23 protein-coding genes and 3 pseudogenes are annotated in these 22,382 nt (G+C 67.1%); 15 read left to right on the top strand and 11 right to left on the bottom strand.

Annotation, left to right across the window (positions count from 1 at the left end):
* The first annotated feature begins 30 nt into the window (after positions 1-30).
* Genes ABD255_RS38320 through ABD255_RS38310 form a run of 3 tightly spaced genes read left to right on the top strand, consistent with a single transcriptional unit; the run spans position 31 to position 4,287 of the window.
* Positions 31-2,226, top strand: a complete 2,196-nt coding sequence (locus ABD255_RS38320) for an alpha-galactosidase (protein ID WP_344221716.1) — start codon at positions 31-33, stop codon at positions 2,224-2,226.
* A 4-nt stretch (positions 2,227-2,230) separates the two neighbouring features.
* The gene (locus tag ABD255_RS38315; protein ID WP_344221715.1) at positions 2,231-3,277 is read left to right on the top strand and encodes a zinc-binding dehydrogenase; all 1,047 of its coding nucleotides are present in this window, start codon (positions 2,231-2,233) and stop codon (positions 3,275-3,277) included.
* Between the two features lie 8 nt (positions 3,278-3,285).
* Positions 3,286-4,287 carry a Gfo/Idh/MocA family protein gene (locus ABD255_RS38310; RefSeq protein WP_344221714.1) on the top strand — a complete coding sequence of 334 codons (1,002 nt, stop codon included), beginning with the start codon at positions 3,286-3,288 and terminating at the stop codon, positions 4,285-4,287.
* Here the strand turns inward: ABD255_RS38310 and ABD255_RS38305 are convergent.
* On the bottom strand, positions 4,229-4,876 hold the full coding sequence (locus ABD255_RS38305; RefSeq protein WP_344221713.1) for a TetR/AcrR family transcriptional regulator: 648 nt from the start codon (positions 4,874-4,876) through the stop codon (positions 4,229-4,231). The two genes, ABD255_RS38310 and ABD255_RS38305, sit on opposite strands and share 59 nt — an antisense overlap.
* Before the next feature lie 191 nt (positions 4,877-5,067).
* On the opposite strand from ABD255_RS38305, the gene ABD255_RS38300 reads away from it, so the two are divergent.
* The 4 genes from ABD255_RS38300 to ABD255_RS38285 all read left to right on the top strand — a co-directional run bounded on the left by ABD255_RS38300 (position 5,068) and on the right by ABD255_RS38285 (position 7,543).
* On the top strand, positions 5,068-5,229 hold the full coding sequence (locus ABD255_RS38300; RefSeq protein ID WP_344221712.1) for a hypothetical protein: 162 nt from the start codon (positions 5,068-5,070) through the stop codon (positions 5,227-5,229).
* A gap of 162 nt (positions 5,230-5,391) precedes the next feature.
* Complete coding sequence (locus ABD255_RS38295) at positions 5,392-5,949, top strand: RNA polymerase sigma factor (protein WP_344221711.1); 558 nt, start codon at positions 5,392-5,394, stop codon at positions 5,947-5,949.
* Positions 5,949-6,734 carry a hypothetical protein gene (locus ABD255_RS38290; protein ID WP_344221710.1) on the top strand — a complete coding sequence of 262 codons (786 nt, stop codon included), beginning with the start codon at positions 5,949-5,951 and terminating at the stop codon, positions 6,732-6,734. The genes ABD255_RS38295 and ABD255_RS38290 overlap by 1 nt, the downstream gene beginning before the upstream one ends.
* Before the next feature lie 662 nt (positions 6,735-7,396).
* Positions 7,397-7,543, top strand: coding sequence for a hypothetical protein (locus ABD255_RS38285; RefSeq protein WP_344221709.1), 147 nt, complete (start codon positions 7,397-7,399; stop codon positions 7,541-7,543).
* A gap of 578 nt (positions 7,544-8,121) precedes the next feature.
* On the opposite strand, the gene ABD255_RS38280 is transcribed toward ABD255_RS38285, so the two are convergent.
* From ABD255_RS38280 to ABD255_RS38265, 4 genes are all read right to left on the bottom strand, one after another.
* Entirely contained in the window at positions 8,122-8,403 is a 282-nt protein-coding gene (locus tag ABD255_RS38280) for a TetR family transcriptional regulator (RefSeq protein ID WP_344221708.1), read from the bottom strand.
* A gap of 6 nt (positions 8,404-8,409) precedes the next feature.
* A complete protein-coding gene (locus ABD255_RS38275) occupies positions 8,410-8,553 on the bottom strand; it encodes a hypothetical protein (RefSeq protein WP_344221707.1) in 144 nt (47 codons plus the stop codon).
* A gap of 215 nt (positions 8,554-8,768) precedes the next feature.
* On the bottom strand, positions 8,769-9,254 hold the full coding sequence (locus ABD255_RS38270) for a DUF3237 domain-containing protein (protein ID WP_344221706.1): 486 nt from the start codon (positions 9,252-9,254) through the stop codon (positions 8,769-8,771).
* Positions 9,251-9,658, bottom strand: coding sequence for a nuclear transport factor 2 family protein (locus tag ABD255_RS38265; RefSeq protein WP_344221705.1), 408 nt, complete (start codon positions 9,656-9,658; stop codon positions 9,251-9,253). The genes ABD255_RS38270 and ABD255_RS38265 overlap by 4 nt, the downstream gene beginning before the upstream one ends.
* Before the next feature lie 86 nt (positions 9,659-9,744).
* Between ABD255_RS38265 and ABD255_RS38260 the strand changes: the two genes are divergently transcribed.
* From ABD255_RS38260 to ABD255_RS43960, 3 genes and pseudogenes are all read left to right on the top strand, one after another.
* Entirely contained in the window at positions 9,745-10,335 is a 591-nt protein-coding gene (locus ABD255_RS38260) for a TetR/AcrR family transcriptional regulator (RefSeq protein WP_344221704.1), read from the top strand.
* 143 nt (positions 10,336-10,478) lie between these two features.
* The gene (locus ABD255_RS38255; RefSeq protein WP_344221703.1) at positions 10,479-11,300 is read left to right on the top strand and encodes a cation diffusion facilitator family transporter; all 822 of its coding nucleotides are present in this window, start codon (positions 10,479-10,481) and stop codon (positions 11,298-11,300) included.
* Between the two features lie 423 nt (positions 11,301-11,723).
* A pseudogene (locus tag ABD255_RS43960) lies at positions 11,724-11,980 on the top strand (IS701 family transposase); the annotation flags it as partial.
* Between the two features lie 37 nt (positions 11,981-12,017).
* Here the strand turns inward: ABD255_RS43960 and ABD255_RS38245 are convergent.
* A complete protein-coding gene (locus ABD255_RS38245; RefSeq protein WP_344221702.1) occupies positions 12,018-13,136 on the bottom strand; it encodes a serine hydrolase domain-containing protein in 1,119 nt (372 codons plus the stop codon).
* A 428-nt stretch (positions 13,137-13,564) separates the two neighbouring features.
* On the opposite strand from ABD255_RS38245, the gene ABD255_RS43955 reads away from it, so the two are divergent.
* Positions 13,565-14,047 carry an arginase family protein gene (locus ABD255_RS43955; protein WP_425554638.1) on the top strand — a complete coding sequence of 161 codons (483 nt, stop codon included), beginning with the start codon at positions 13,565-13,567 and terminating at the stop codon, positions 14,045-14,047.
* Between the two features lie 4 nt (positions 14,048-14,051).
* On the opposite strand, the pseudogene ABD255_RS38240 reads toward ABD255_RS43955, so the two are convergent.
* Positions 14,052-14,528: pseudogene (locus ABD255_RS38240) on the bottom strand (helix-turn-helix domain-containing protein); the annotation flags it as partial.
* 195 nt (positions 14,529-14,723) lie between these two features.
* Here ABD255_RS38240 and ABD255_RS38235 point away from each other — a divergent pair.
* From ABD255_RS38235 to ABD255_RS38225, 3 genes are all read left to right on the top strand, one after another.
* Entirely contained in the window at positions 14,724-15,302 is a 579-nt protein-coding gene (locus ABD255_RS38235) for a DUF3995 domain-containing protein (RefSeq protein WP_344221701.1), read from the top strand.
* An 83-nt stretch (positions 15,303-15,385) separates the two neighbouring features.
* Positions 15,386-16,168 (top strand): MBL fold metallo-hydrolase, encoded by a 783-nt coding sequence (locus ABD255_RS38230; RefSeq protein WP_344221700.1) that lies wholly within the window; start codon positions 15,386-15,388, stop codon positions 16,166-16,168.
* A complete protein-coding gene (locus ABD255_RS38225) occupies positions 16,165-16,770 on the top strand; it encodes an HD domain-containing protein (protein ID WP_344221699.1) in 606 nt (201 codons plus the stop codon). The genes ABD255_RS38230 and ABD255_RS38225 overlap by 4 nt, the downstream gene beginning before the upstream one ends.
* 58 nt (positions 16,771-16,828) lie before the next feature.
* On the opposite strand, the gene ABD255_RS38220 is transcribed toward ABD255_RS38225, so the two are convergent.
* Positions 16,829-18,709, bottom strand: coding sequence for an MFS transporter (locus ABD255_RS38220; RefSeq protein WP_344221731.1), 1,881 nt, complete (start codon positions 18,707-18,709; stop codon positions 16,829-16,831).
* Positions 18,710-18,982: 273 nt separating this feature from the next.
* Here ABD255_RS38220 and ABD255_RS38215 point away from each other — a divergent pair, with 273 nt between their 5' ends.
* Entirely contained in the window at positions 18,983-20,056 is a 1,074-nt protein-coding gene (locus ABD255_RS38215; RefSeq protein WP_344221698.1) for an RNA polymerase subunit sigma-70, read from the top strand.
* Between the two features lie 351 nt (positions 20,057-20,407).
* Here ABD255_RS38215 and ABD255_RS38210 read toward each other — a convergent pair.
* From ABD255_RS38210 to ABD255_RS38200, 3 genes and pseudogenes are all read right to left on the bottom strand, one after another.
* Positions 20,408-20,611, bottom strand: a pseudogene (locus ABD255_RS38210) (DUF4158 domain-containing protein); the annotation flags it as partial.
* Between the two features lie 172 nt (positions 20,612-20,783).
* Positions 20,784-21,206 (bottom strand): hypothetical protein, encoded by a 423-nt coding sequence (locus ABD255_RS38205; RefSeq protein ID WP_344221697.1) that lies wholly within the window; start codon positions 21,204-21,206, stop codon positions 20,784-20,786.
* 32 nt (positions 21,207-21,238) lie between these two features.
* On the bottom strand, positions 21,239-22,382 hold a 1,144-nt coding region (locus ABD255_RS38200), incomplete at its 5' end, for an MFS transporter (protein ID WP_344221696.1).

Raw genomic sequence — 22,382 nt, 5'->3', positions numbered from 1 at the left:
TGAAAGTATTTAGTGACAGGACCTCACCGAATGAGTCTTACGACGGACAGCCGTCCGGTACGGCCGCTGGTGTTGGCCGCCGGGCCGACATCGGTCGTGGTCGACGTGTCCGCCGCCGTGCCGCGGGTTCTGCACTGGGGCCGCCGGACCACCCTGCAACCGTCCGATGAGCCGTTCCTGCGAACGCTGGCCGAGCTGCAGACCGGAGCGGACGGCTTACACGGCGCCGGCTTCCCCTCAGTACTGCCGGAGCAGTCCGCCGGATGGATGGGCCTCCCGGGCCTCGAAGGTCATCGCGACGGCACGACGTTCTCGAGCCGCTTCGTCGCCGACGGCTGGGAGCTGAGCGGCGAACCAGGGCAGCAGCAGACCCTGGTGGCGCAGGCCGTCGACTCCGACGCGCAGTTGGCGCTGACCACCACTGTGGAGCTACTTGCCTCGGGCGTACTACGGCTGTCGGCCGCGATCACCAACACCGCACCGGAGTCGGCGTACACGGTGGACGCCGTCCGACTGGTCCTGCCGGTTCCATCAGAAGCACAAGAGTTGCTGGACTTCACCGGACGTCATCTACGCGAGCGCAGTCCTCAACGGCATCCCTTCGTGGCCGGTACCCACCTCCGCGAAGGACGTCGTGGCCGGACGGGCTCGGATGCCAGCATCCTTCTGGCCGCCGGAACACCGTCTTTCGGGTTCCGCACTGGAGAGGTGTGGGCAGTGCACACCGCTTGGAGCGGCAACCACGCCACCTTTGCCGAGCTCGGCCTGGCGGGGCTGCGTGTCCTGGGCGGCGGCGAACTGCTGCTTCCGGGCGAGGTTGTGCTGGCACCGGGCGAGAAATACACGACACCGTGGCTGTACGCAGCGCACGGCGAAGGGCTGGACCAGGTCGCTGGCGCGTTCCACGACACCCTCCGAGCCCGCGGCACTCACCCGACTTCACCGCGGCCAGTCGTACTGAACACCTGGGAAGCGGTGTACTTCGACCACGACCTGGAGTCGCTGACCGAGCTTGCGCAGTACGGCGCACGGGTCGGGGCCGAGCGCTTCGTGCTCGACGACGGCTGGTTCCGGCATCGCCGGAGCGACCGTGCGGGACTCGGCGACTGGCAGGTTGATCCCGAGGTCTGGCCGAAGGGCCTCGGGCCGCTCGTCGACGCGGTGCGCGAACTGGGGATGGAGTTCGGGCTGTGGTTCGAACCGGAGATGGTGAACGAGGACTCCGATCTCGCCCGCGCCCACCCGGGCTGGATCATGGCGCCCGGCGATCGGCTGCCGCTGCGCGGGCGGTATCAGCAGGTCCTGAACCTGACGATCCCGGACGCCTTCGACCATGTGCTGCAGGCGATCAGCTCCCTGGTTGCCGAGCACCGGATCGACTACCTGAAGTGGGACCACAACCGCGACCTCGTGGAAGCCGGCGACCGAAGTACCGGAGCGCCTCGGGTACACGCACAGACGGCAGCGGTCTACGCGCTGATGGACGAACTGCGCCGCCGCCATCCGTGGCTGGAGATCGAGTCGTGCTCCTCCGGAGGCGGCCGGGTGGACCTGGAAATTCTCCAGCGCACCGATCGCGTCTGGGCCAGCGACTGCATCGACGCGCTCGAGCGGCAACAGATCCAGCGATGGACAGGCCTGTTGCTGCCGCCCGAACTGGTCGGAGCTCATGTAGGTGCTCCAACGGCTCACACCACCCACCGCACGCACTCGCTGGCCTTCCGCGCCGCCACCGCGCTGTTCGGCCACTTCGGGATCGAGTGGGATCTCCGGACGGCGTCGGCCGGGGAGCTGGACGAGCTCGCCGCGTGGGTCCAGCTGTACAAACAGGAACGCGCACTCATCCACTCCGGCACCGCGGTGCACAGCGACTACAGCGACGACGCTCTTTGGGCCCATGGATATGTGTGCCCGCTCGGCGACCGCGCGATCTTCGCGTTCGTGGCGATGGCCACGACGGCTGCGGGCAGGCCCGGACGGATCCGCCTTCCAGGGCTGCGGCCTGATGTCTCCTACCGCATCGAGCCTGTCGAGCTGTCCGCTGCCGCCCTCACCCGGACCGCCGCAGGCCCGCCTTCCTGGTGGACCGAATCGACCGCGGTCAGCGGTCGGTTGCTCGGCGAGATCGGGCTCCAGGCACCGATGCTGTACCCCGAGCAGGCGCTGCTCTTCCGGCTCGTCGACGACCTACAGACCATCGACACCACCACCGAGAACAGGATCTAGGACCGTGGGACGTCTCGTTCGCTTCACCTCACCCCGCAAGGCCGAAGTCATCGACTTCGAGGACCAGCCGGTCGGCGCGCACGAAGTGCGCCTGCAGACCCTGTACTCCGGAATCTCGGCGGGCACGGAGCTCACCGCCTACCGCGGCAGCAACCCGTACCTCAAAAGTGAGTGGGATGCTGAGCGGCGATTGTTCGTGCCGGGCGACTCCACCCATTCCTATCCCTTGGACGCATGGGGGTACGAGGAGGTGGGCCGGGTCGAGGCGGCTGGCGAGGGCGTCGACCAAGGTCTGGTCGGGCAGCTCGTGTGGGGCACCTGGGGTCACCGGTCATCCGTCGTACGCCCGGTTGACTGGGTACAGGACCGGTTGCTGCCGGCCGGCTCGACTCCCATCACGGGGATCTTCGCCAAGATCGGTGCCATTGCGCTCAACGCGATCCTGGACGCCGACATCCACGTCGGCGAGACGGTGGCCGTCTTCGGCGCCGGCGTACCGGGCCAGATCGTCGCCCTGCTGGCCGGGCTGAACGGTGGCCGGGTGATCGCCGTCGATCCCGTGGCGTCCCGGCGGGAGCTGGCCCAGCGTCTCGGTGCCTCGATGGTGCTCGACCCGCTGACCGACGAGGTGGCCGAACAGGTCCGCGCGGTGACCGGCAACCGCGGCGCGGACGTCGTCATCGAAATGAGCGGCAGCTACCAGGCTTTGCACGAGGCGGTCCGGACCGTCGCCTACAGCTCGCGCGTGGTGGCCGGAGGGTTCTTCCAGGGCGGCGCCACCGTGGTGCGACTCGGTGAGGAGCTCCACCACAACCGGGTCTCCATCATCGGCTCGCAGATCTCCGGCGTCTCCCCCGCGCTGCAGCACCGCTGGGACGAACTGCGGATGTCGACGACGGTACTCGGCCTGGAACGCGACGGCCGGTTGCCGCTGCGGGACCTGATCACCGACATCGTGCCCGCCGAGGAAGCATCAGCGGCCTTCGAGATGCTCGACACCACGCCGGAGAAGGCGCTGCAGGTCGTCCTGGACTACGGGGTCGAGCAGTGAGCGCCTCGATGAAGCCGACTCCCCGCTCGGCCGGAGACGTGGGCTGGGGCATCCTCGCGACGGGCGGGGTCGCCCGCATCTTCACCCGCGACCTGTTGCTGCACGGGCACCGCGTGGTCGCGGTGGGGTCGCGATCTGTTGCCTCCGCCGAGTCCTTCGCGACCGAGTTCGGGATCGCCCGCGGGTACGGCAGCTACGAGGAGCTTGCCGCGGACCCCGACGTCGATGTCATCTACATCGCGACTCCGCACAACTTCCACGCGGCCAACGCCGAGCTCGCGCTGGAGCACGGCAAACACGTGCTGGTGGAGAAGTCGTTCACCCTCACCGGCGAGGAAGCTCAGCGGATCACGGATCTGGGTCGCCGCAAGGAACTCGTCGTACTTGAGGCGATGTGGACACGCTTCCTCCCGCACATGGCTCACGTTCATTCGCTGATCGGCGACGGACGGCTGGGCGAGCTGCGCTCGGTCCACGCCGACCACACCCAGCGCCTTCCCCAGCAGGACGAGCACCGGATCAACAACCCGTGCCTCGGCGGCGGCGCTCTGCTCGATCTCGGGATCTACCCCGTCTCGTTCGCCTGGGAAATCCTCGGCCGACCGGTCGACGTCCAGGCCAGCGCGACCTTCAGGGCCTCCGGTGTGGACTCTTCGGTGGCCACTGTCTTCCAGCACGACAACGGCGCGATCTCGACCACCTACTCGTCCAGCGAGACCCGCGGACCGAACACCGCTACCGTGCTCGGAACAGAAGGCCGCATCGAGATCGCGGCCACCTGGTACGGCCCGGCCCCGGTCATCCTGCTCGACAACGACGGCAAGGTGCTCGACCGGTACGACGAACCGGTGAGCGGGCGCGGCATGCAGTACCAGGCGGCAGAGGTCGAACGGCTCATCCATGCCAACGAGACCGTCAGCCCGCTGATGCCACCCAGCCAGTCCGTCGGCATCATGCAGACGATGGACAAGATCCGAACCGAGATCGGACTCCGCTATCCGGACGAGTGAAACCATCGCTCACACCGCGAGGTCGAGCAGGCGAGGTGATCACTTCCGCGGACAAGCCGGTGCCGACGATTCTGAGACTCTTCACGACCTCGGCCTCCACCGCGTCGCCGTCGATACTCCCGTCCGCGGCCAGAGTCGCCAGGCCGTAAACCATGCACCACGCCGTCATGGCGACACCGACGGGGTCGTTGCCGGCCACGTTCTTGCGACGTTGCGCCTCGTCGACCGCCTCGATCAGGACGTTGCACATGTCGTTGTGCGCCTTGGTCAGGTCCGCATCGTGCTCGCGGTCCGAGATGCCGGCCTCATCATCAGCCGGTACAGCTGCGCGTTCCGCAGGGCGAAACGCGCGTAGCTCACCACCAGGGCTTCGATGGAAGCGAAGGTTCCCCGCGACTTGGGGCGCCGCCTTCACCTGCGTGATCAGTTGGTCGTAGCCGGCGAGGGCCAAGGCGAGCAGAAGAGCTCGCTTGTCCTCGAAATGCCGGTAGGGCGCCGCCGATAAGACGCCGGCATGGGTCGCCGCGGCCCGGAGGCTGACTCCCTCCACCCCACGCTCACGGAGCAGTGCGCCCGCCGCCGCGATCACGGCAGCGGGCAGGCCGCCGTGGTGATAGGACTTGCGGCCGCGATGTCTGGGAAGTGGTCAGTGAGGTCTTTTACGCTGCCGCGACCAGATCCGAGCCTGGTCGCCGCGACGGATGATGCTGGCTCGACTAGTTGACTGAACTCTTCTGATCGCCAGTCGGTGCTACAGCGGGTGCCGGGAGAGGCTGTGACGTGCCGATCGTTGAGCGGGGTCGTGTGGTCGAGTTCGAGTCAGGTCTGCGATGGCGGGTGCTGTTCCCCGGCCTCGAGCATGAGGCGGCGTCGGAGAATTTGCGGGAGTTGGCGGCGTCGGATTGGTTCGGCGACGTTGCGCAGCTCCGGATCCATGACTGAGGCCCACCCGGTAGGACGAACTGACTCTGGACTTCGGACTGGTGTCGAGCCGTACCGCCCAGCATCGCTGCTCATGAGCGGGCTGAAGGTCTTCCTGGTCTACTGGTGGAATACCTGGCTCTGTTGCGATACACCTGCGTGAGTGGTGGACAAGTAGAGGTTATGAGCAACCCGTTGGGCGGCGTCAGTCGAGAGTCGCGGTTCGTCTCGCTGTACGAGGCGACGTTCGTGGATTTGGTGCGGTTCGCGCAGCGACGGGTGCCGGAGTCGCAGGTGGAGGATGTCGTGGGCGAGGCGTTGCTCGTCGCTTGGCGGCGGCTGGAGGACGTACCGCCGCATCCGCCGGATGCGCGAGCCTGGATGTTCGGGATCGTGCGGAACACGATCCTGAACACCCATCGCAGCGCATTGCGGCGGCACGCACTGGCGATGCGGCTGGCGGAGGCCGCGACCGCCTGGTCGCCAGACGACGCTGACCTCGTCGCGCGCCAGGTCGACCTGGGGCGCGCGTGGGAACGGCTGTCCGCCGTCCATCAGGAAGCTCTTGCCCTTGCGGTGATGGAGGACCTGTCGGCGCGCCAGGCTGCGGCGGTCCTGGGAATCACGGCGGTCGCCTACCGGCTTCGCCTGTCCAGGGCCCGCCACGCTCTGCGCGCTCAGCTTGGTCACCGTGCCATCCCTGCCGCCGCGCCGGCTGATCTCACCGAAAGGCAGGCCTAATGAAGCATCTGGACGAGTTCGCCGACCTGAAGACCCTCGACCCAGCCACCACCGAAATCGATCCCCACAGCCCCCGGGCCCGCGCCACGCTGGAACGGGTCCTCGCGACCGACCCGGCGGATGGGGTTCGCCCGTACCGGACCCGCCGTAGGCTCGTTCGGGTAGCGGTCGCCACCAGTGCGGTCGCGATCGCGGCGGTGGCCGTCTTCGTGCCGCGAGACAGCGGTCCGGTGCCGGGCGGGGGCATGGCGTACGCGACCTGGACCGCGCAGCCGGCCGGTCTGTCCGCGACAGACCGTGCCGATGCCGTCAAGGAGTGCCGCAAGTCTTTGAAGGGCATGGGGCAGGACGACCAGATCAACCGGGCTGGTACGGCAATGGTCGAACGCCGTGGCGACTGGGCCTTGGTGATCCTGACTGGGCACGACCAGTTCACGGCGTCGTGCATGACGAACGTCAACCCGCGCAACCGCCAGGGCTACGGCTCCATGGGCGGCCCCGGCGGCGCCTCCGTCGGAGCGCGTCAGCTTGCCCCCTCCGCGATGGGCACCAGTGGGGGCGGCAACAACGGGTACCTGACGTCTGCGGTTGGCCGAGCCGGTTCCGATATCGTCGGGATGACCTACAACAGCCCGACCCGCGGCCAGGTGGAGGCCTCTGTGCAGAACGGCTACTTCGCCTTCTGGGTCCCCGGCAGCGAGTTCGACGGACATCACCCAGTGCCCGTCCGGGTCACCTACCGCGACGGCACCACCGCCGCGGTCAAGCTGCGCCTCGGCTTCTGACGCACTTGTCCGCCGTACCTTGGATGGTGCGCCCGCCCGACAGTCCTCGCCCATCGGGCCGAGCCCTGTCGCATGCCGCCTACCGAAGAGTTCCGGGGCCATCGACCGAGGATCTAGGCAAGATCCACGGGCTGGTGTCGCTAGAGGCATAGGGTCCTCTGGCCTGCTTGACGGGTGATCCAGCGAAGGTCTTCGCGGCCGACATTGCTGATCTGGTGAGGTCCCTCGGCTGGTAACACGAGCATGCGGCCGGCTCGGTAGCCAAGGTTATGGCTCACCTCAACGCCCGCGCAGTCGACCAGCTGTGCCGACGCATCAGACGACTGCCAATCCGTCGGCGCCGCTGCCGAAGCCCACATCCCCTGGTTGACAGTTCAGTGAAGGTAGCCGTCGTACCTCAACTCATAGCGCGATCCGCCGGGCAGGCCGTTGCGACCTGGCAGTTGATCTACCGCCTTGGCGAGTTCCAGTTCGACGGATCCAGCCAGGTCCGACGGGAGGACAGGCCCGTGATCAGCTGGCCTGGGTGGCTTACGGCTCGGGTCATCGCGGGCCGCCTCGTCTGAGCGGTTGATGACATCGGGTGAAGGGATCGGCGCGTTCCCGATTCGAAGCGCCCAATTGCCGTCTGAGCGCTCCAGCCATTGGCCGATTCTGATGCTGTGGCCATCGTCGGTCTCGACCTCGACGAACCGCCCACCCTCGGGCGCCGGTGGTCCGTCGAAGAAGTCCGCGAAGTCTCGTTGGCAGAACTGACAACAGCGATCCGGACCAACTCGCCTACGGCGTACTGCGCTTCCCCGGCCTGATAGCTCGCGACGACCGTGGGGAGGCGCTGACGCCAACGCGCCCCGGACGCCCCACCGGTTTGCCGACTCATCCCTTCGAAGGGTGGAGGAGCAAGACCTCGCGGCTGTGATCTCTGGGTCGCGATCACCCGAGCGTTGTGCGAGGCGATCTTGTGCCACATGGACAATCGTGGTGGGGAGCCACGTTCGGACGTATCGCCGGATGCCGTGAGTCACGGATTCAGGGGGTCGTCGGGGGGAGGCATCAGTCGCTTCGTGGTGCTGGATGAGGGAACTGATCATGAAGTCGGCGAGGAAGCGGGCGAAGCGGCGGGGCGACCAGCCTCGCTGGAGGATGAAGAGTTCGTACAGCTTGACGGAGCTGCAGGTCCAGAGGATGTCGGTGGCTTCGGCGACGGTTGCGCCGTTGGGAGATAGGCGCATTCTGCCAGGAAACGGGCGTGGTGCTGCATGCGGGTGAGGCGCTCGGCGTCGCTGCCCTTGAGGAGGGCCGACATGTCGGGGTCGGTGGCGGCGGCCGAGCGCATGAGTAGGCGGATCGGCGTGACCACCGCGGCGACTTCGGTGGTCAGGAGGCCTCACTTGCGCATGACGGTCGCGGGGTCGGTTTCATGGGCGCGCATCTCGTCGGAGCGCTGGTACGCCGGGACCGATCCCAGCCCGGTCAGGCCGCGCTCGTAGATGGCACGCACCAGCCCCGCCTTGCCGCCGGACGCCTTGTAGATGGATTCCACGGATACCCCGGCCGCAGCGGCGATGGCGGCGATCGTGGTTGCGTCGAGGACTTCCTCGCGGCTGCGCCGGGCTTGCGCCTGGCGGCCACAGCGCGGATTTCGCGGCAGCGCACGGGTCCGGACCAATCGGAGTCAGATCTTCGCCGGCGTCCCCGCTAGCTCGGTCAACTCAAGCGTGTGCGCGCTGTCGGCGCGAGGTATCCGGTACAGCTTCAGGTGCAGCTTGTCGGTCCCGCCGTGGAGCGGGTTGCAGAGGTTGGAGACGATCCTTGTCATGTGATCCCTTTCTCGGGTGATGTGTTCGCGACGCAGTCGGGCAGCTCGGCTGCCGAGTCACGACGCGGCAGCAGGCGAGGGGGGCCGGTCTGTTCGGGAACGTGTCTGAATCTCGCCGAGATTCGGCGCACGACATTGGTGTCCCAGCCAGCTGGGCGTGGCCGGCCCACGACCACCCCGCCTGCTGCCCGTCACTGCCACCGAGATGCCTCGTGTCAGACGACCCGGTAGATGCGCCAGTCGATGTGTCCCCGCGAGAGTTCACCGACGGCGACGAAGACGTGTCCGTTGAGCCAGCTGTAGCGCTCATCGCTGGTCTCGAAGCGCGGTGTGAGGCGGATGTAGCCCTCGTTGTGGGGAACTCGCTCGCCTCGTGCGATCCGCTCGTGACCATCAGCAGGCAGACGAACCACTCCGGGCGCGGAGAAGTGGATGAGGACGCCGTCGTCGGTGCGGATGGTCTGTCGGATGTCCAGCCGGCTCACGCCGTCCGTTCCAACGACCACCCAGTCGCCGCCTCCATTGAGGATTTCGCCGGAAATCTTGCCGGTGACCTTGCCGGGCTTGGCGATGTAGGTCATGCGGAGGCCGGTCGGCGTCTCGATGGGCAGGGGGTCGTAGAGGTCGACATACATGTCACAGACATGCTCGACAGGGAGATTGATCTCGGGAGAAGGGTCAAACAGCGGGGGCGCGGTCATGCTTCTGCACCTGCCGTCGCCTGCTTGAACGATTCGAGATCGTAGTAAGTGTCCTTGCGAGCGACCAGGCCCTCCTCGTCGAGCTCGACAATGTCGATGCAGCCAAAGCCGCGCTCGCCGCCGCCGGCCGGTTCGAAGTGCAGAGTCCAGTCCAGCGTCCAGTGCCCCTCGCCGAGGAGCAGTCGATGGATCTCGGCGCGGAAGCCGGGGAACAGTTCGAAGACCTGGCCAAAGGCCGCACGAAGGCCTTCGATGCCCTCGACAGCGGCACCGCGACCGTGCGAATGGAACGTGGACCCTTCCGCGTGCAGCGCGAGGATGGCGTCGACGTCTCGTGAGTTCCAGGCCTTCGCGTAGGCCTCGGCCACCGAGGCCGTGTCGATTGTTTGCGTCACTTCGTTCACTCCGGGGGTTGGTGGGTGTGCCGAGAATTGAATCATACGAGCGTATGTATGTCTACGTTCGTACGTATGTGGCGTAGAGTACGAGCATGACGAAGCCGGGAGACGAACGACGAACAGCGGTGCTGCGAACGGCGGTGCAGCTCGCCTCGGTCGAGGGGCTCGAGGGGCTCACCCTGGGTCGCCTGGCCACGGTCAGCGGAGTCCCGAAGAGTGCACTACAGGCGCTGTTCGGCACGAAGGAGAGACTCCAGCTGGCCATCGTCGCGCACGCAGTCGATGTGTTCCAGCGCGAGGTTCTGGCCCCATCGGAGGATTCGTCCGGCGGCCTCGCCCGGCTGCGGGCCGTCATGGCGGCATGGATCGACTACCTGGTCACCTTCGACGGTGGATGCTTGTTCGTGGCGAGCGCCAGCGAGCTCGACGGCCGCCCCGGTCAGGCCCGCGAGGCGATCGTCGAGGCGGTGGTCGCGGGCGAGAAGCTGCTGCTCCGCCAGGCCGACCTGGCAGTGCGGCTCGGCGAACTGTGGGACTCCGCCGACGTGGAGCAGGTCGTCTTCGAGCTCCACGCCGTGCTGCTGAAGGCCAACCACGATCGTCAACTGTTGGGCCGGGACGATGCGCTCAACCGCGCGCGGGCCGCCGTCGATCGCATCCTGCTGCCCACTCCGCACGAGTGAGGACACGCATGCACATTGGGTAACCAACAGTCGACGGGTTCCTGATTCCCGTCGACTGTTGGTGACCCCACCAGCAGAACCGCGCAGCAGACACACACTGGTTCAGCCGATCGTGTTGGCCATCCGGCCGATGTGGAGGGTCCGTGACCATGGACCAGTCCACCCTTATCCGGCACGGCCTCGCGCTCGCATGGTTTATCGTCGCCTGGGACGTCATCGAGGGCGTCGTCGCCGTCACGGCCGGGCTGGCGTCCGGATCCATCGCCTTGGTCGGCTTCGGCATCGAGGTGTTCGCCGCTTCCGTTGTGATCTGGCAGCTGCGCGGCGGCACGCAAGCCCGGCACCGGCCCGCGCTGAAAGCGATCTCGGTCACCTTCTACATCCTCGCCGTCTACGTCGCCATCGAAACCGTCCGCGAACTGCTCACCGCCGACAAGGCAGGCGAATCGCTCGTTGGCATTATCCTCAACATCGTCGCCCTCGCCGTCATGACACCCATCGCGATCGCCCAGGCCGCACCGGCCGGCAACTGCGCAACCCGGTGCTGGTCGCCCAGTCGAAAGAGACCTGGCTGTCCAACTATCTGTCCATCACCGTGCTGGCCGGGCTCGCCCTCAACGCCACCGTCGGCTGGTGGTGGGCCGACCCCGTCGCCGCCCTGGTCATCGCCGCTGTCGCGGAACCCGAGGGATGGGAGGCCTGGCACGAAGCCGCGGAGGCTCCGACGGCCTAGCCTTCAATCTGTTCCATTCCTCCTCGACCCCGAGCGCTGCCCGTGGCCAGGACTGATCTTGGAGTGGCGCCGGACGAACTCCGACGACTGGCAAGCCCGCGTCGTCTACGTCCCCGATCCCCGCAGGCCTCGCGCTGTCGAGGACTGGTTCGGCCAGCAACTGCTGAGGCCGATGGATCCACCGGCACCATCGCAGGCACCACAGGAGGCAGCGCGCTATGGCAACGGGTGAAGGTCCACGATCAAGCTCGAGTTGGCGCCGTTCGGCACGACCTTCGCCGCCAACTTCCACGACAGCGCAGCGGCCTAGTACGCCATGGCACAGTCCCGGCGGTACAGCGGAGGGATGACGACCGCGGGATTCGATCGCCCTAATACTCCAGCAGTAGTTCGTGATCTGGCGGTCCCGGACGTAGCGCGCCCACCGTTCGATGATCCGGAGTTGTGTGGACTAAGGATCGTCTGGCGGTGGCCGCGTGCCCAAGCGTAGACCCTGATCGGTGGCAGGACGGTTTCGACGAGCTGGTGGATCGGATCGCGGGCGGTTCGTTCGGGTCGAACCGCGCAGGCGGACCCGGTTGTTCCTGCTGGGATTGTTGGCGGGATTGCCGCGGGTGAACTGCTGGACGATCGCTGAGCATGCCGGTGAGGGTGGCCCGGACGGGCCATTGTCGCCGTGGCCGGACGCAGGTGGACGATCGAAGAGTTTTTCAAGCAGGTGAGGGATTGACCGGCCTGGACGAGCACCAGGTCCGCCGCTGGACGTCGTGGCATCGGTGGACCATCCTCGCGATGCTCGCCCACGCCTTCCTCGCCGTCACCGCACGAGCCCAAAGCCACCCCATGCCAGGAGTCATCGCGTTGACCGCGAACGAGATCCAGCACCTATTCACCAAACTGCTCGACCGCCCGCCGCGATATCGAACTACGGCTGGAGTACTAGAGGCAACTAACAGATTGCCTCATCCAGGAAGTTGCCGATGTAGTCGTCGGAATCGGCCTTGAAGTTCGGCGTCAGGACGACGCTGACCTGATGACTGGCGTCAGGAGTGGAGAACGCCCAGGACTGGTAGGTGAGGGAGTCGCCGTCGTTGCCGTACACGCGGACGCCGCACTCAGTGTCCCGCCAAGCCAAGCCAAGACCGTAATCCCTGCCTTCCACCGCCGGCTGCTTCATCTCGGCCAAGAGACGAGGTGAGAGTAGTTGCCCGGTGAGCAAGGCGCTGAAGAAGTCGTTGAGATCGCGGGTGGTCGAAATCAGTTCGCCGCCTGCGCCGAACAGCGACGGGTTCATCTCAGTGAAGTCAAGAAGGCCTTCTGCCGTCGGAAGGTAGCCATGCGGGTGCGGGCCGCTGATGTGTGGTGAGGTTCCGGGCATCTCGGTGCCGTGCAGACCCAGCGGCCGGACGATCCGCCGCTCGACCTCGTCGCCGTACGACGCGCCTGTCGCCGCCGTGATTATCTCGCCCAAGACGGTGTAATTGGTATTCGAGTAGTCGAAGATCCGGCCCGGCGTCGTGGACGTCGGAGGGTTGGCTACCGCGCGACGGATCACCTCGTCGGCGGTCCAAGTCTTCCACCGATTGGCCACGATGTCCGGCAGCCTCAACGTGTCCTTGAAGTCGTACAGCCCGCTGGTGTGGTTGAGCAGATGGCGCACGGTGATCCCCTCACCGTTCGGGATCACCCCAGGCAACCACTTCTCGACGGAGTCGTCCAGCCGCACGGCGCCCTCGTCGACGAGTTGCAGTACGACGGTTGCCACAAACGTCTTGGTGATACTCCCAGCCCGGAACCGCCCATTGGCGGGGACGGACGCCGACCGCCCCACCTCCGCAACGCCACTTGTGCCGCGCCAGACCCGATGCTCGTCGCGCACCTCCGCAAGCCCACCCACGGCGCTCGCCGCGACGACATTGTCCAGTTTCCCTTGCAGGGGCTCACCACCACCACCACCATCAGCAGCAGCCGGAGCCGGAGCCGCGATCATTGCCGCAGCGGTCGCCCCAGCCACCAGCGCCCCAGCCACCAGCGTCCCAGTCATCAGCGCTCCAACCATTCGCCTCATTCATCCTCCTTGTAGTAGTAGATCTCTCCGGGCCAAACCTTACGAACTTAACCGCTCCAACACATCCGGGAAGCCCTCCTCTGGACCCTTAGAACTATATAAGGGTAAAGACATGGTTGCTGAAGGCAAACTCTGGCCGCAGTTGCGTCGTCTGTAGATGGCCCGCACGGGCGGAAGGGCCTGGGCGAATCGTCAGGCGGATAAGTGCCGTACCTCTTGACGACCGGAGAAGAGGCTGGCCCCGCCAAGCTGCCAGACTCGGACGCGGCAGTTGACGCTGGCAGGAGAGCCAGGGGCAGGCCGCACTTTCTCGCTGAGCGTCAGCCCGGCTCGAGGCTGACCGACTAACCACATCGGAGGTCTTACTTGTCGACGCCTTCCAGGACTGTGCGCTAGAAGTCGAATCAACTTCTCGCGCTCAGGCTCAGATCCCTGGCAATCGGTCCGTTCGATCGCGGTCCGGTACGCGGACGACGGGGCGACCTGGCAGCTGGTCGACGTACAACGCAAAGGTCCATGTTGGATGCCGAGACGATGACGAGGGCACCACCGAGGCGACGCAGACACTGGCGGCAGTCATCCCAGCGAGTCAGGTTGTCAGCGATCCTGCTGGGTCGCTGAGCCTGATCCGGAAAGCATTGGCCGCGCAGGACCTCGAGGGCTACTGGCTGCATATCGACGTCGATGTGCTTGACCCCGCCTTCATGCCGGCGGTCGACAGCCCTGATCCAGGAGGGCTGAACCCTCAGCAACTGATCACATTGCTCGGCGAGCTGGCCGCAGACGCTGTTGGAGCGGCGGTCTGCATCCTCGACCCTGACCTCGACCCAGACGGCAGCTGTGCGCAACTCGTTGCCGACGTCACCTATGAGGCATTGAGCGGCCTCGGCGCTGTAGCTGATAGGCCTTGAACGGGCGGTCGACGTAGCGCCAGCCGCCACCGTCGGGGATGTTGCCGAGCTTCTTCACGTCGACGTGCAGCATCGCGCCGGGATGAGGATGTTCGTAGCGGCGGACCGGTTCGCCGGTGTGGCGGTCGAGGTGGGACAGCCGGTGCAGCCGGCAGCGTCGTAGTACGGCGTGCACGGTCGAGGCAGCCAGGCCGAGCTGATCGGCGATCTGGACCGGGACCAGGCGGTGACGGCGGCGCAGGCTCACGATCCGGCGCACTGTGTGCGGTTGGGGTCCGGTTCGGTTGCCGGTGCGGACGTGACGACCGATCCGACATACCGGCCTCGCCCAGGTCGCGGTAGCGGTCGGACCAGCGTTTCGCGGTCGGCCATGACACCTGGAACAACTCCGCGGCCCGCGACACCGGCCAGCCGTCGTCAAAAAATCAGACGCGCCAGCCGTACACGGGCGCGGGGTCAAGGCAGCGTTAGCGTTAGCCACGAAGACCTCCCGGTGGTTGGAGCGGTTCCTTAGACAGCTCCACTCCACGCCGGGAGGTCTTCATCCATCAAGCACATTCACCTCATGTCGTCACACGATCTCGACCAACGTGCCCGGTCAGTACAGCTGATATGGAATATCCAACGGGACGCCGGCGCTCTGACTGAGTCGGCCGAATCGTCAATAGGAGGCTCCGTGCCGCATTTTGAGAATGACCCCCAATGGTCGACGGCCGCCCCGTCGTCCGATCCGTCGGCGAGCCTCCCCGCCCGGTCCGGTCCGGGGATGGCGACGCGGCTCGGCAGCGGCGGTCCGGCCGTCACCCGGTGGACGGTCGCGGCGATCGCGTGGGCCGCACTGTTCTCGGCGGTGCACTGGTACTGGGCTTTCGGCGGCCGCGCAGGTCTCGGAGCCTCGACCGCAGAGGCCGACGCCGCACTCCAGACACCATTGTTCGCGGCCTATAACCTCGGCGTCGCCGCAACCACCGCGGCCCTCGCCGCCGGGTTGTGGTGGACCCGCCCCGGACGGCGGGAGCGCATCGCCGGCAGGCGCATCCTTCTTGACTGGGTACTGGTGGCGGGAGCCATCCTACTGGCGGCCCGCGGCGGGCTCGGTGTATGCCTGATGATTCTTGACGTCGTGCGCGGCGAGGGCGACCATCCGAGCCTGCTCCTCGTCGTCATCGAGCCGTACTTCCTGCTCGGGGGACTCATCTTGGGCTTCACATGGCTCGCCCGCCGTCGACCGGGGCTCGGGGCTCCCCGGCCGTAGGGTCCCAGTCGGGTGCCCGGTACCTGGCGCGACCCACGGCATATGTAACACTTTTACTTACACTCTCGCACTCAGGAGCATCTATGACTGCCCAGCCCGACCTTCTCGAGATCGCGCCCAGCCTGTACCGATTGCGAATCCCTGACGGTGAGGCGCACCTGCTGAACAGTTACGTGTGGCTAGGGCCGGACAGTGTGGCGCTGTTCGACACGGGCTGGGTCCACAGCGCGCCACTTGTCGAGGCTGCCCTGCACGCTCTTGGGCGCAGTCGCAAGGATGTGGGGCAGGTGGTACTGAGCCATTTCCACGAGGACCATGCCGGCGCCGCGGCCGAGATCGCCGCCTGGGGGAACGCGGAGATCATCGCCGGCGCGGCCGAGGCGCCCGTCGTACGAGGTGTCGACGACGGCCCGCTTCCCCGCTTCACCGCGGCCGAGAAGACGATCCACTCGGAGCCGACTGAACCGCCACGGGCGCCCGCATGTCGGGTCGACACCGAAGTCGTCGACGGAGACATCCTGCCCATCGCCGGCGAGGCACAAGTGCTGCATCTGCCTGGGCACACCCCGGGCAGTATCGCGCTGCACCTGCCGCGCCTCGACGTCGTACTGACGGGAGACACCGTGGCCGAGTTCAACGGCCAGGTCGTCCTCGGAGTGTTCAACGTGGACCGGGCCGAGACCCGCCATTCAGCCCTCAGCATCGCAGCCACCGGAGCCCGGATCGCCGGGTTCGGGCACGGAGAGCCCGTCATGGCCGACGCCAGCGCGCGCATCGAGTACGCACAAGACCCCTTCGCAGACCCGCCGACCACAGCACGATCCCAGGACCCCCGGGCCGGCCGCCCCGCAGGAGCGCGGCCATGAGGCTCAGCGACGTGCGGTCACCCGCCTCGTTGTCCGCCCAGCTCAGTCTGGAAGTTGCCCAACGCTACTACTCCCCCGCGCTGCTGAACCACTGCCTTCGCTCCTACTACTTCGCGGCAGGCGCCGGCATGCAGCGTGGTCTCGCCTTCGACGATGACCTCCTCTACGTGGCGGCCCTTCTCCACGATGTGGGCCTGACCGAGCCGTTCGACTCTCATCTGGTGCCCTTCGAAGAGGCGGGCGGCCACGTCGCCTGGGTGTTCGCCGCCGGTCTCAACTGGCCCCTCGGGCGGCGTGAGCGCGTCCACGAGGTGATCGTTCGTCATATGGGCGACGCCGTCGATCCGCAACATGACACCGAGAGCCATCTCCTCGAGACCGCGACTGCTCTCGACATCGGCGGAAGCAACATGGCCCTGTGGCCTCAGTCGTTCCTCGCAGACGTGGTCCGCGAATATCCTCGGCTCGGCCTCGCGGATGAGTTCGGTGTCAGCTTCGAGGAGCAAGCGGACCGAAAGCCCGAGTGTGCAGCCGCGCGAGCTGTCCGCGGCGGGATCCGGCATCGACTCGCGAGCAACGCCCTGGAGACAATCGCGGGCTGAGCTCCGGCGGTGCGGAGCCCTGCGCGACTTCGCTCGGCTGCAACGGGGCGACGTTGGTTCAGCGAACCTCGCCGTACCACTGCCACCGCTCACGCGGCAACTGCGGGTGGCCGGGCAGGGCGATCCGGCCACAGCCCCAGAGCAACGCCTGCCCGGGCGGATGGTCGGCGGGCGCGTTCGGGAACAGGCGGGTCACCACCTGCACGGCCAGGTCGTCCGGCGGCGTCCAGTCGGAGCCGAACGTGCGGGTCAGGTCGTGGGTGTGCACCAGCATCTCCACCGCCCCCATCGCGGCGAAGCCGGGCGCGTCCGACGTGCCCCACGAGTGGTAGGCGCGCACCTCCGGGCCGGTCGCCCGCACCGTGTGTGACAGCAGGGTGGCCGCAATCCCGATCGACTCGAAGCGCTCGTGTACCGACGCGTTCGGGTCGTTGCCAGTGCGCAGCGCGATGTACCGCGGGGTATCGGGGCGCGCGATGAGGAGACCGGCGTACCCCGTCACCGCGAGGGTGATGTGGTCGAGCAACTGTCGGGCGTTCCACGACGTGTCGCCGGCGCGTCGCGACCAATCCTCGTCAGCCTCCTTCCCGAGCACGCTGATCATCTCGGTCGCAACCGCGGTAGGCAGGTCTTGCCAGGAAGTCCTCACAGTCCGGTCCTCTTTCCTTTTCTGATGCCCAGGTTGAGGATGAGAGCGATCACCAGGCAGACCGACGCGAACACGAATGCGGTGAAGAACGCGGCCTGTACGCCCTCGTTCAGCCCGACCTTCGCCACCTCCGCGCTCTGGTTGGTGTAGGCGACCGAGACCGTGGTACACAGTGCGATGCCGAATGCCGCGCCGATCTGGAACACCGAGTTGGTTGATACCCGAGGCCAGGCCGGACTCATTCGCGGGCACGTTCGACAATGCCGCGATCGCCGACGCCACCACGGTGGTGCCGATGCCGTAGCCGAACACGACCATGGCAGGGAACAGGTCGGTCCAGTAGTTGCCGTCCGCCGTGACGCGGGACAGCAGGTACGCGCCGAGCGACAACGCCGCCGCGCCGAGAACGGCCACCTTCTTGTAGCTGAACCTCGTGGTCAGCGGGCCGGCGAGGTTCGAGCCGTCCACGGACATGAACGCGTAGATCGCGGTGCTGAGACCGAACATGACAGCCGAATAGCCGAGCACCTCTTGGGCGTAGATGGACATCATCAGCGCGCCGCCGTAGATGGTCATCGACACCAGGATCGTCATCAGGTTGCCGCTTACCAGCGACCGCAGCCGGAACACCCGCAGCGGCACCAGCGGCGCCTTGGCACCGCGCTCGGCGACCAGGAACAGCGCGAACAGCAGCACCGCGCCCGCCAGCAGACCCAGCGTCTGGACGGAGCCCCAGCCGACAGCCGGCGCCTCGACGACCGCGTAGGCCAGCAGAACGAGCGAGCCGGTCACGGTGATCGCGCCGAACGGGTCGTAGGACCTCTTGCTTTCCCGGATCGCGGTCTCCCGCAGCAGCCTCGGCCCCAGCAGCAGCACGATGCCGGTTAGCGGGATGTTGATGAAGAAGATCCACGCCCAGCCCAGCCCCTGGGTGATGGAGCCGCCGACGAGCAGTGCGGCGGTGGCGCCGAACGCGCCGACGCCGGTCCACACGCCAATGGCGCGATTTCGCTCCTTGCCCTCCGGGAAGGTCGCCATCAGCACAGCCATCGCGGTGGGCGCCATGACAGCCGCCGCGATGCCCTGCACGACGCGGGCCGAGATCAGCACTCCGCCGGTCCACGCGAACCCGCACACCACGGACGCGACGAGGAACAGGGCGGTGCCGACCATTAACATGCGGCGTCCGCCCAGAAGGTCGGCGGTGCGCCCTCCGAACAGGAGCAGCCCGCCGAAGCTCAGCAGGTAGGCGCTCATCACCCACTGCGAGTCGTTGAGACCGAACGTCAGCTCGGACTCGATCGACGGCAGCGCCAGGATGACGATCTGTGAAATCGACGATGATCATGAAGTACGCCGTGCACAGCAAGGCCAATGCCTTCCAGCGGCGCGGGTCGAGTGTGGTCGAGAACGTGTTGTCGGGGGGCGCAGCGGCCGTTTGGTCTGTCACGGTGGGATAGACCTGGGGCGAACCGGAAATTCGTCGCCTGAGCGCGACGAATTCGAGACGCTACGCTGGTCTACCTCCGTGAGGCAGGAGTCTGCGCACGGTCAGGAGGAACGGTGACACTTCAGAACAACCGGACAGCCGCGGTCGGCCACGGGTTGGCCGGAGGGCTGGATGCGGGACTGGGCGACGGCCCGGCGACCGCCACCATGCCTGGCTCGAACCCCGGCGGACCGGACGACTTCGCCAAGCTCACCGACCCGTACCGGGCCGAACTGCTGGCGCACTGCCACCGCATGCTCGGCTCGGTCCACGACGCCGAGGACCAGGTACAGGAGACGCTCCTGCGCGCCTGGCGCAGCTACGGTAACTTCGAGGGCCGGTCGTCACTGCGCACCTGGCTGTACCGGATCGCGACGAACGTGTGCCTGAACGCCCTGGAGAGCCGCAGAAGGCTGCCGGTGCCTACTGGCTTCCCGGAGTACGAGCGTGACCAGCACAGCAGCGGCCCGCACTGGCCGGCGGGCGGCGCGCAGCAACGGGAGACCGCGGCCGAGGCCGCCGCGCTGACCGATCCAGCTGTCGTCGTCGCCACCCGCGAACACCGCAAACGGGCGCTTATCGTTGTGTGGGAACGCCTGTCACCGCGCCAGCGGCCCGTGCTGATCTTGCGGGATGTGCTCGGCTGGCAGGCCACCGAGGTCGCCGACCTGCTCGGCACCTCCGGGTCCGCCGTGCACAGTATGCTGCGCCGAGCACGCGCGCAGTTGGCGCAGGCCCCGACGGACGTGTCCGAGCCGGACGACGTGACGCTGCGCGGGTTCCTCGCCGAGTACGCGGTGGCGTTCGAGACCGGTGACATCACCGCGCTGGTGTACCTGCTCACCGAGGATGCGGAATGCCGGCGGCGGCCGTCTGACACGGTGCTGTCCGGCCGCGACGCGATCGTCAAGTTCCTCGCGCACTGCCCGGCGGTCGGCCATTGCCGGATGGTGCCGATCTCGGTCAACGGCAGGCCCGGTTTCGGTGTCTACCGTGCGGACGAGGAAGGCGTGTTCCGGTCGTACACGATCGACGTACTGACGATCACCAGCTCGGGGTTCGAGCGGATCGAGGTCATCGAGGACCGCACCATGTTCAGCACATTCGGGCTCCCGCAGGTGTATCTCGGCGAGGCGATTTCGGCGTGAGGGACGGGATCAGGATGCGGCCGGTCGGTTGGCGATCGGCCTCCTGAGCTTCTCCGGCTGGGCCAGCCAGGGCGCGTCGAAGGGGGCGTTGGGCTCGTAGATGTTGGTGCCAGGCGGGACGATCTCGTCGATTCGGTCCAGCGCGGCGTCGTCGAGTTCGAGTGTGGCGCCGGCAAGGTGTCGATGTTCGAAGTCGCCTGCACAGATGTCCGAAGTTGTCTGCACGTCCTGGTGCGCTGGGCCGCTGATAATCAGGCGCGTCGGGGGCGATAGCGGCGGTCGTAGTCCTTCGAGATAGGTCTGACTGGCGGCGTACACGCCGCAGCGGGTGCAGGTCTCGGCACGTCGACTCGGGTCAGCCAGGGACGTTCCGACATAGCGAGCCGTCGTCAACTGCACGGCGAACCCGAGCCGGTTGTGATCACCGCACCGCTTCCCGACCAGTGCCTTGTCGGAGTCATCGAGGAAGAAGAACCGCTCCATCTGCGCCCGGTCCGGCGGGCCGTTGTAGCGGCCATACACGGCCGCCTGATCGGTCAGAAACTCAACAGGCATGGCCCGAGAAGCTACTACGGCCTACCAACCCCGGTGACCAAACCCCGGACACCAAAGCTGGGGCGAGAACATCGGAACGGAACCGTACGCCAAGAAACTGAACCAGCGCCCCAACCCACCGGAGTCATCGACCGACCGACGGCCTTACCGTACGTTTCCGTACCGATGTTCCTCACGGGCCGAAGTGCGGTTGGAGCTGGCTGGTCAGCGCGTCCAGCCGGGAAGCGGTGAACCGGGCCTCCGCGGACCGGGCCGCCTGCAGGTAGACCACGGCGTGCGCCCGGCCGGTGACCAGGATGAACAGGATGATGTTGTTGAACGAGCTGGTTCTCAGCAATTCAGGCCAGCCGGGAACCGCCGTCGGGTACCAGCCGATCCAGTCGTTCAGCACGACCACGGCGAGAGCCCGGCCGACCACCACGACGGCGAAGCCGCCGAGTGGACCAGGACGTTGCGCCGAGCCGCCGTGATCGGCCACCGTTAGGCGAGCCAGAGGATCATCGCAGTCAACGGCACCCGAAGCAGGGGGAACGCCAAGTTGGTCGGCAGCACGTCCGCCCAGGCGGGCGACGGCTGACCCTTGCTGGGTCACCATGGTCCGAGACTGGACCATGGTGACCCAGCGCATCACCTGACCAAGCCAGAGTCGCCGTCAGCGTCCACAGAGCCGCTCGGTGCGGCGTGACCCTCGGACCGGCCGCGTGGATTCCCAGTCCGGCAGCGTAATTGCGACCCAAGCCCGATGAGCAGCACTGTGAGGGCGAGCACCCCTGCTCCGGCCAGGAACCCGTACGACGGCCCGGTCCGGTCGATCGCCAAGCCGGCCAAGGACGCGCCGGCCGCACTGCCGAGGTTGTTGCCGGTGTTGATCCAGGTGCTCGCCTCAGTTCGCTGGTGCTGTGGGGTCAGGTCATCGACCGCCAGGTAGGACACGACGAAGAGCGGAGCGACCGCCAGGCCGCCGACTGCCATCACCACGCCGAGCACGATCAGATTGGTGGCGAAGGCCGCCGCCAGGAACGCGGCGGCCAGCAAGGCGATCAAGCCGGCCAGCTGGTGCCAGTGCGATCGAGTATGGGTACGACGGGCCCAGGTCAGCCCTCCGATCACACTGCCCAGACCGATGGCCGCCTCGACGAATCCGGCGGCCCCCGCCCGCCCTTGACCTTGCGCGACACCCGCCACACAGATGTAGGCCACGCTCACTCCGCCGGCCACGAGGAAGATGATCAGCACGATTCGCCGAAGCCCCGCACTCCGCAACGGCCCTGGATCAAGGAACCGGCGCGGGGCCTCTTGCTCGGCGATATGCGTGGCCGGCGGCGTCGCGACCATCCCTAAGGTCCCGGCGACCATCAGCCCGGCCGAGGACGCCAGCGCGGCCGGCGCGGACCAGAAGCTGATCAGGAGTCCCGCGATGAGCGGACCACCCAGGTACAGCGATTCCTCACAGATCGAGTCGAGGGCGTAAGCACGCTGCTTGAGCTCGGTCCTGTCGGTGACGAGCCGCCATGTGGCGCGCATCGACGGGCCGAGCGGCGGGGCGAACACTCCCGCCAGGCCGACCAGGACCACCAGCACCGCGGCGTTCGCAGTACGGGCGAAGGCGGTGGCGGCCAGTCCCGATGCGCAGATGACGGCCATCGGGGGGAGGACGCGGCGTTGGCTGTGGCGATCGACCAGGCGGGCCTTGGCGGGCATCGTCAACGCGGCGAGGCCGAAGGCGGCGACCGCGAGACCCGCGGTCGCGAACGAGTTGGTTGCTTGCTGG

This window comes from Kribbella sancticallisti, assembly GCF_039530625.1.
Taxonomy (GTDB): domain Bacteria; phylum Actinomycetota; class Actinomycetes; order Propionibacteriales; family Kribbellaceae; genus Kribbella; species Kribbella sancticallisti.
Note: the sequence above shows the minus strand (reverse complement) of the source record. Positions and strands in the feature narration are given on the sequence as shown.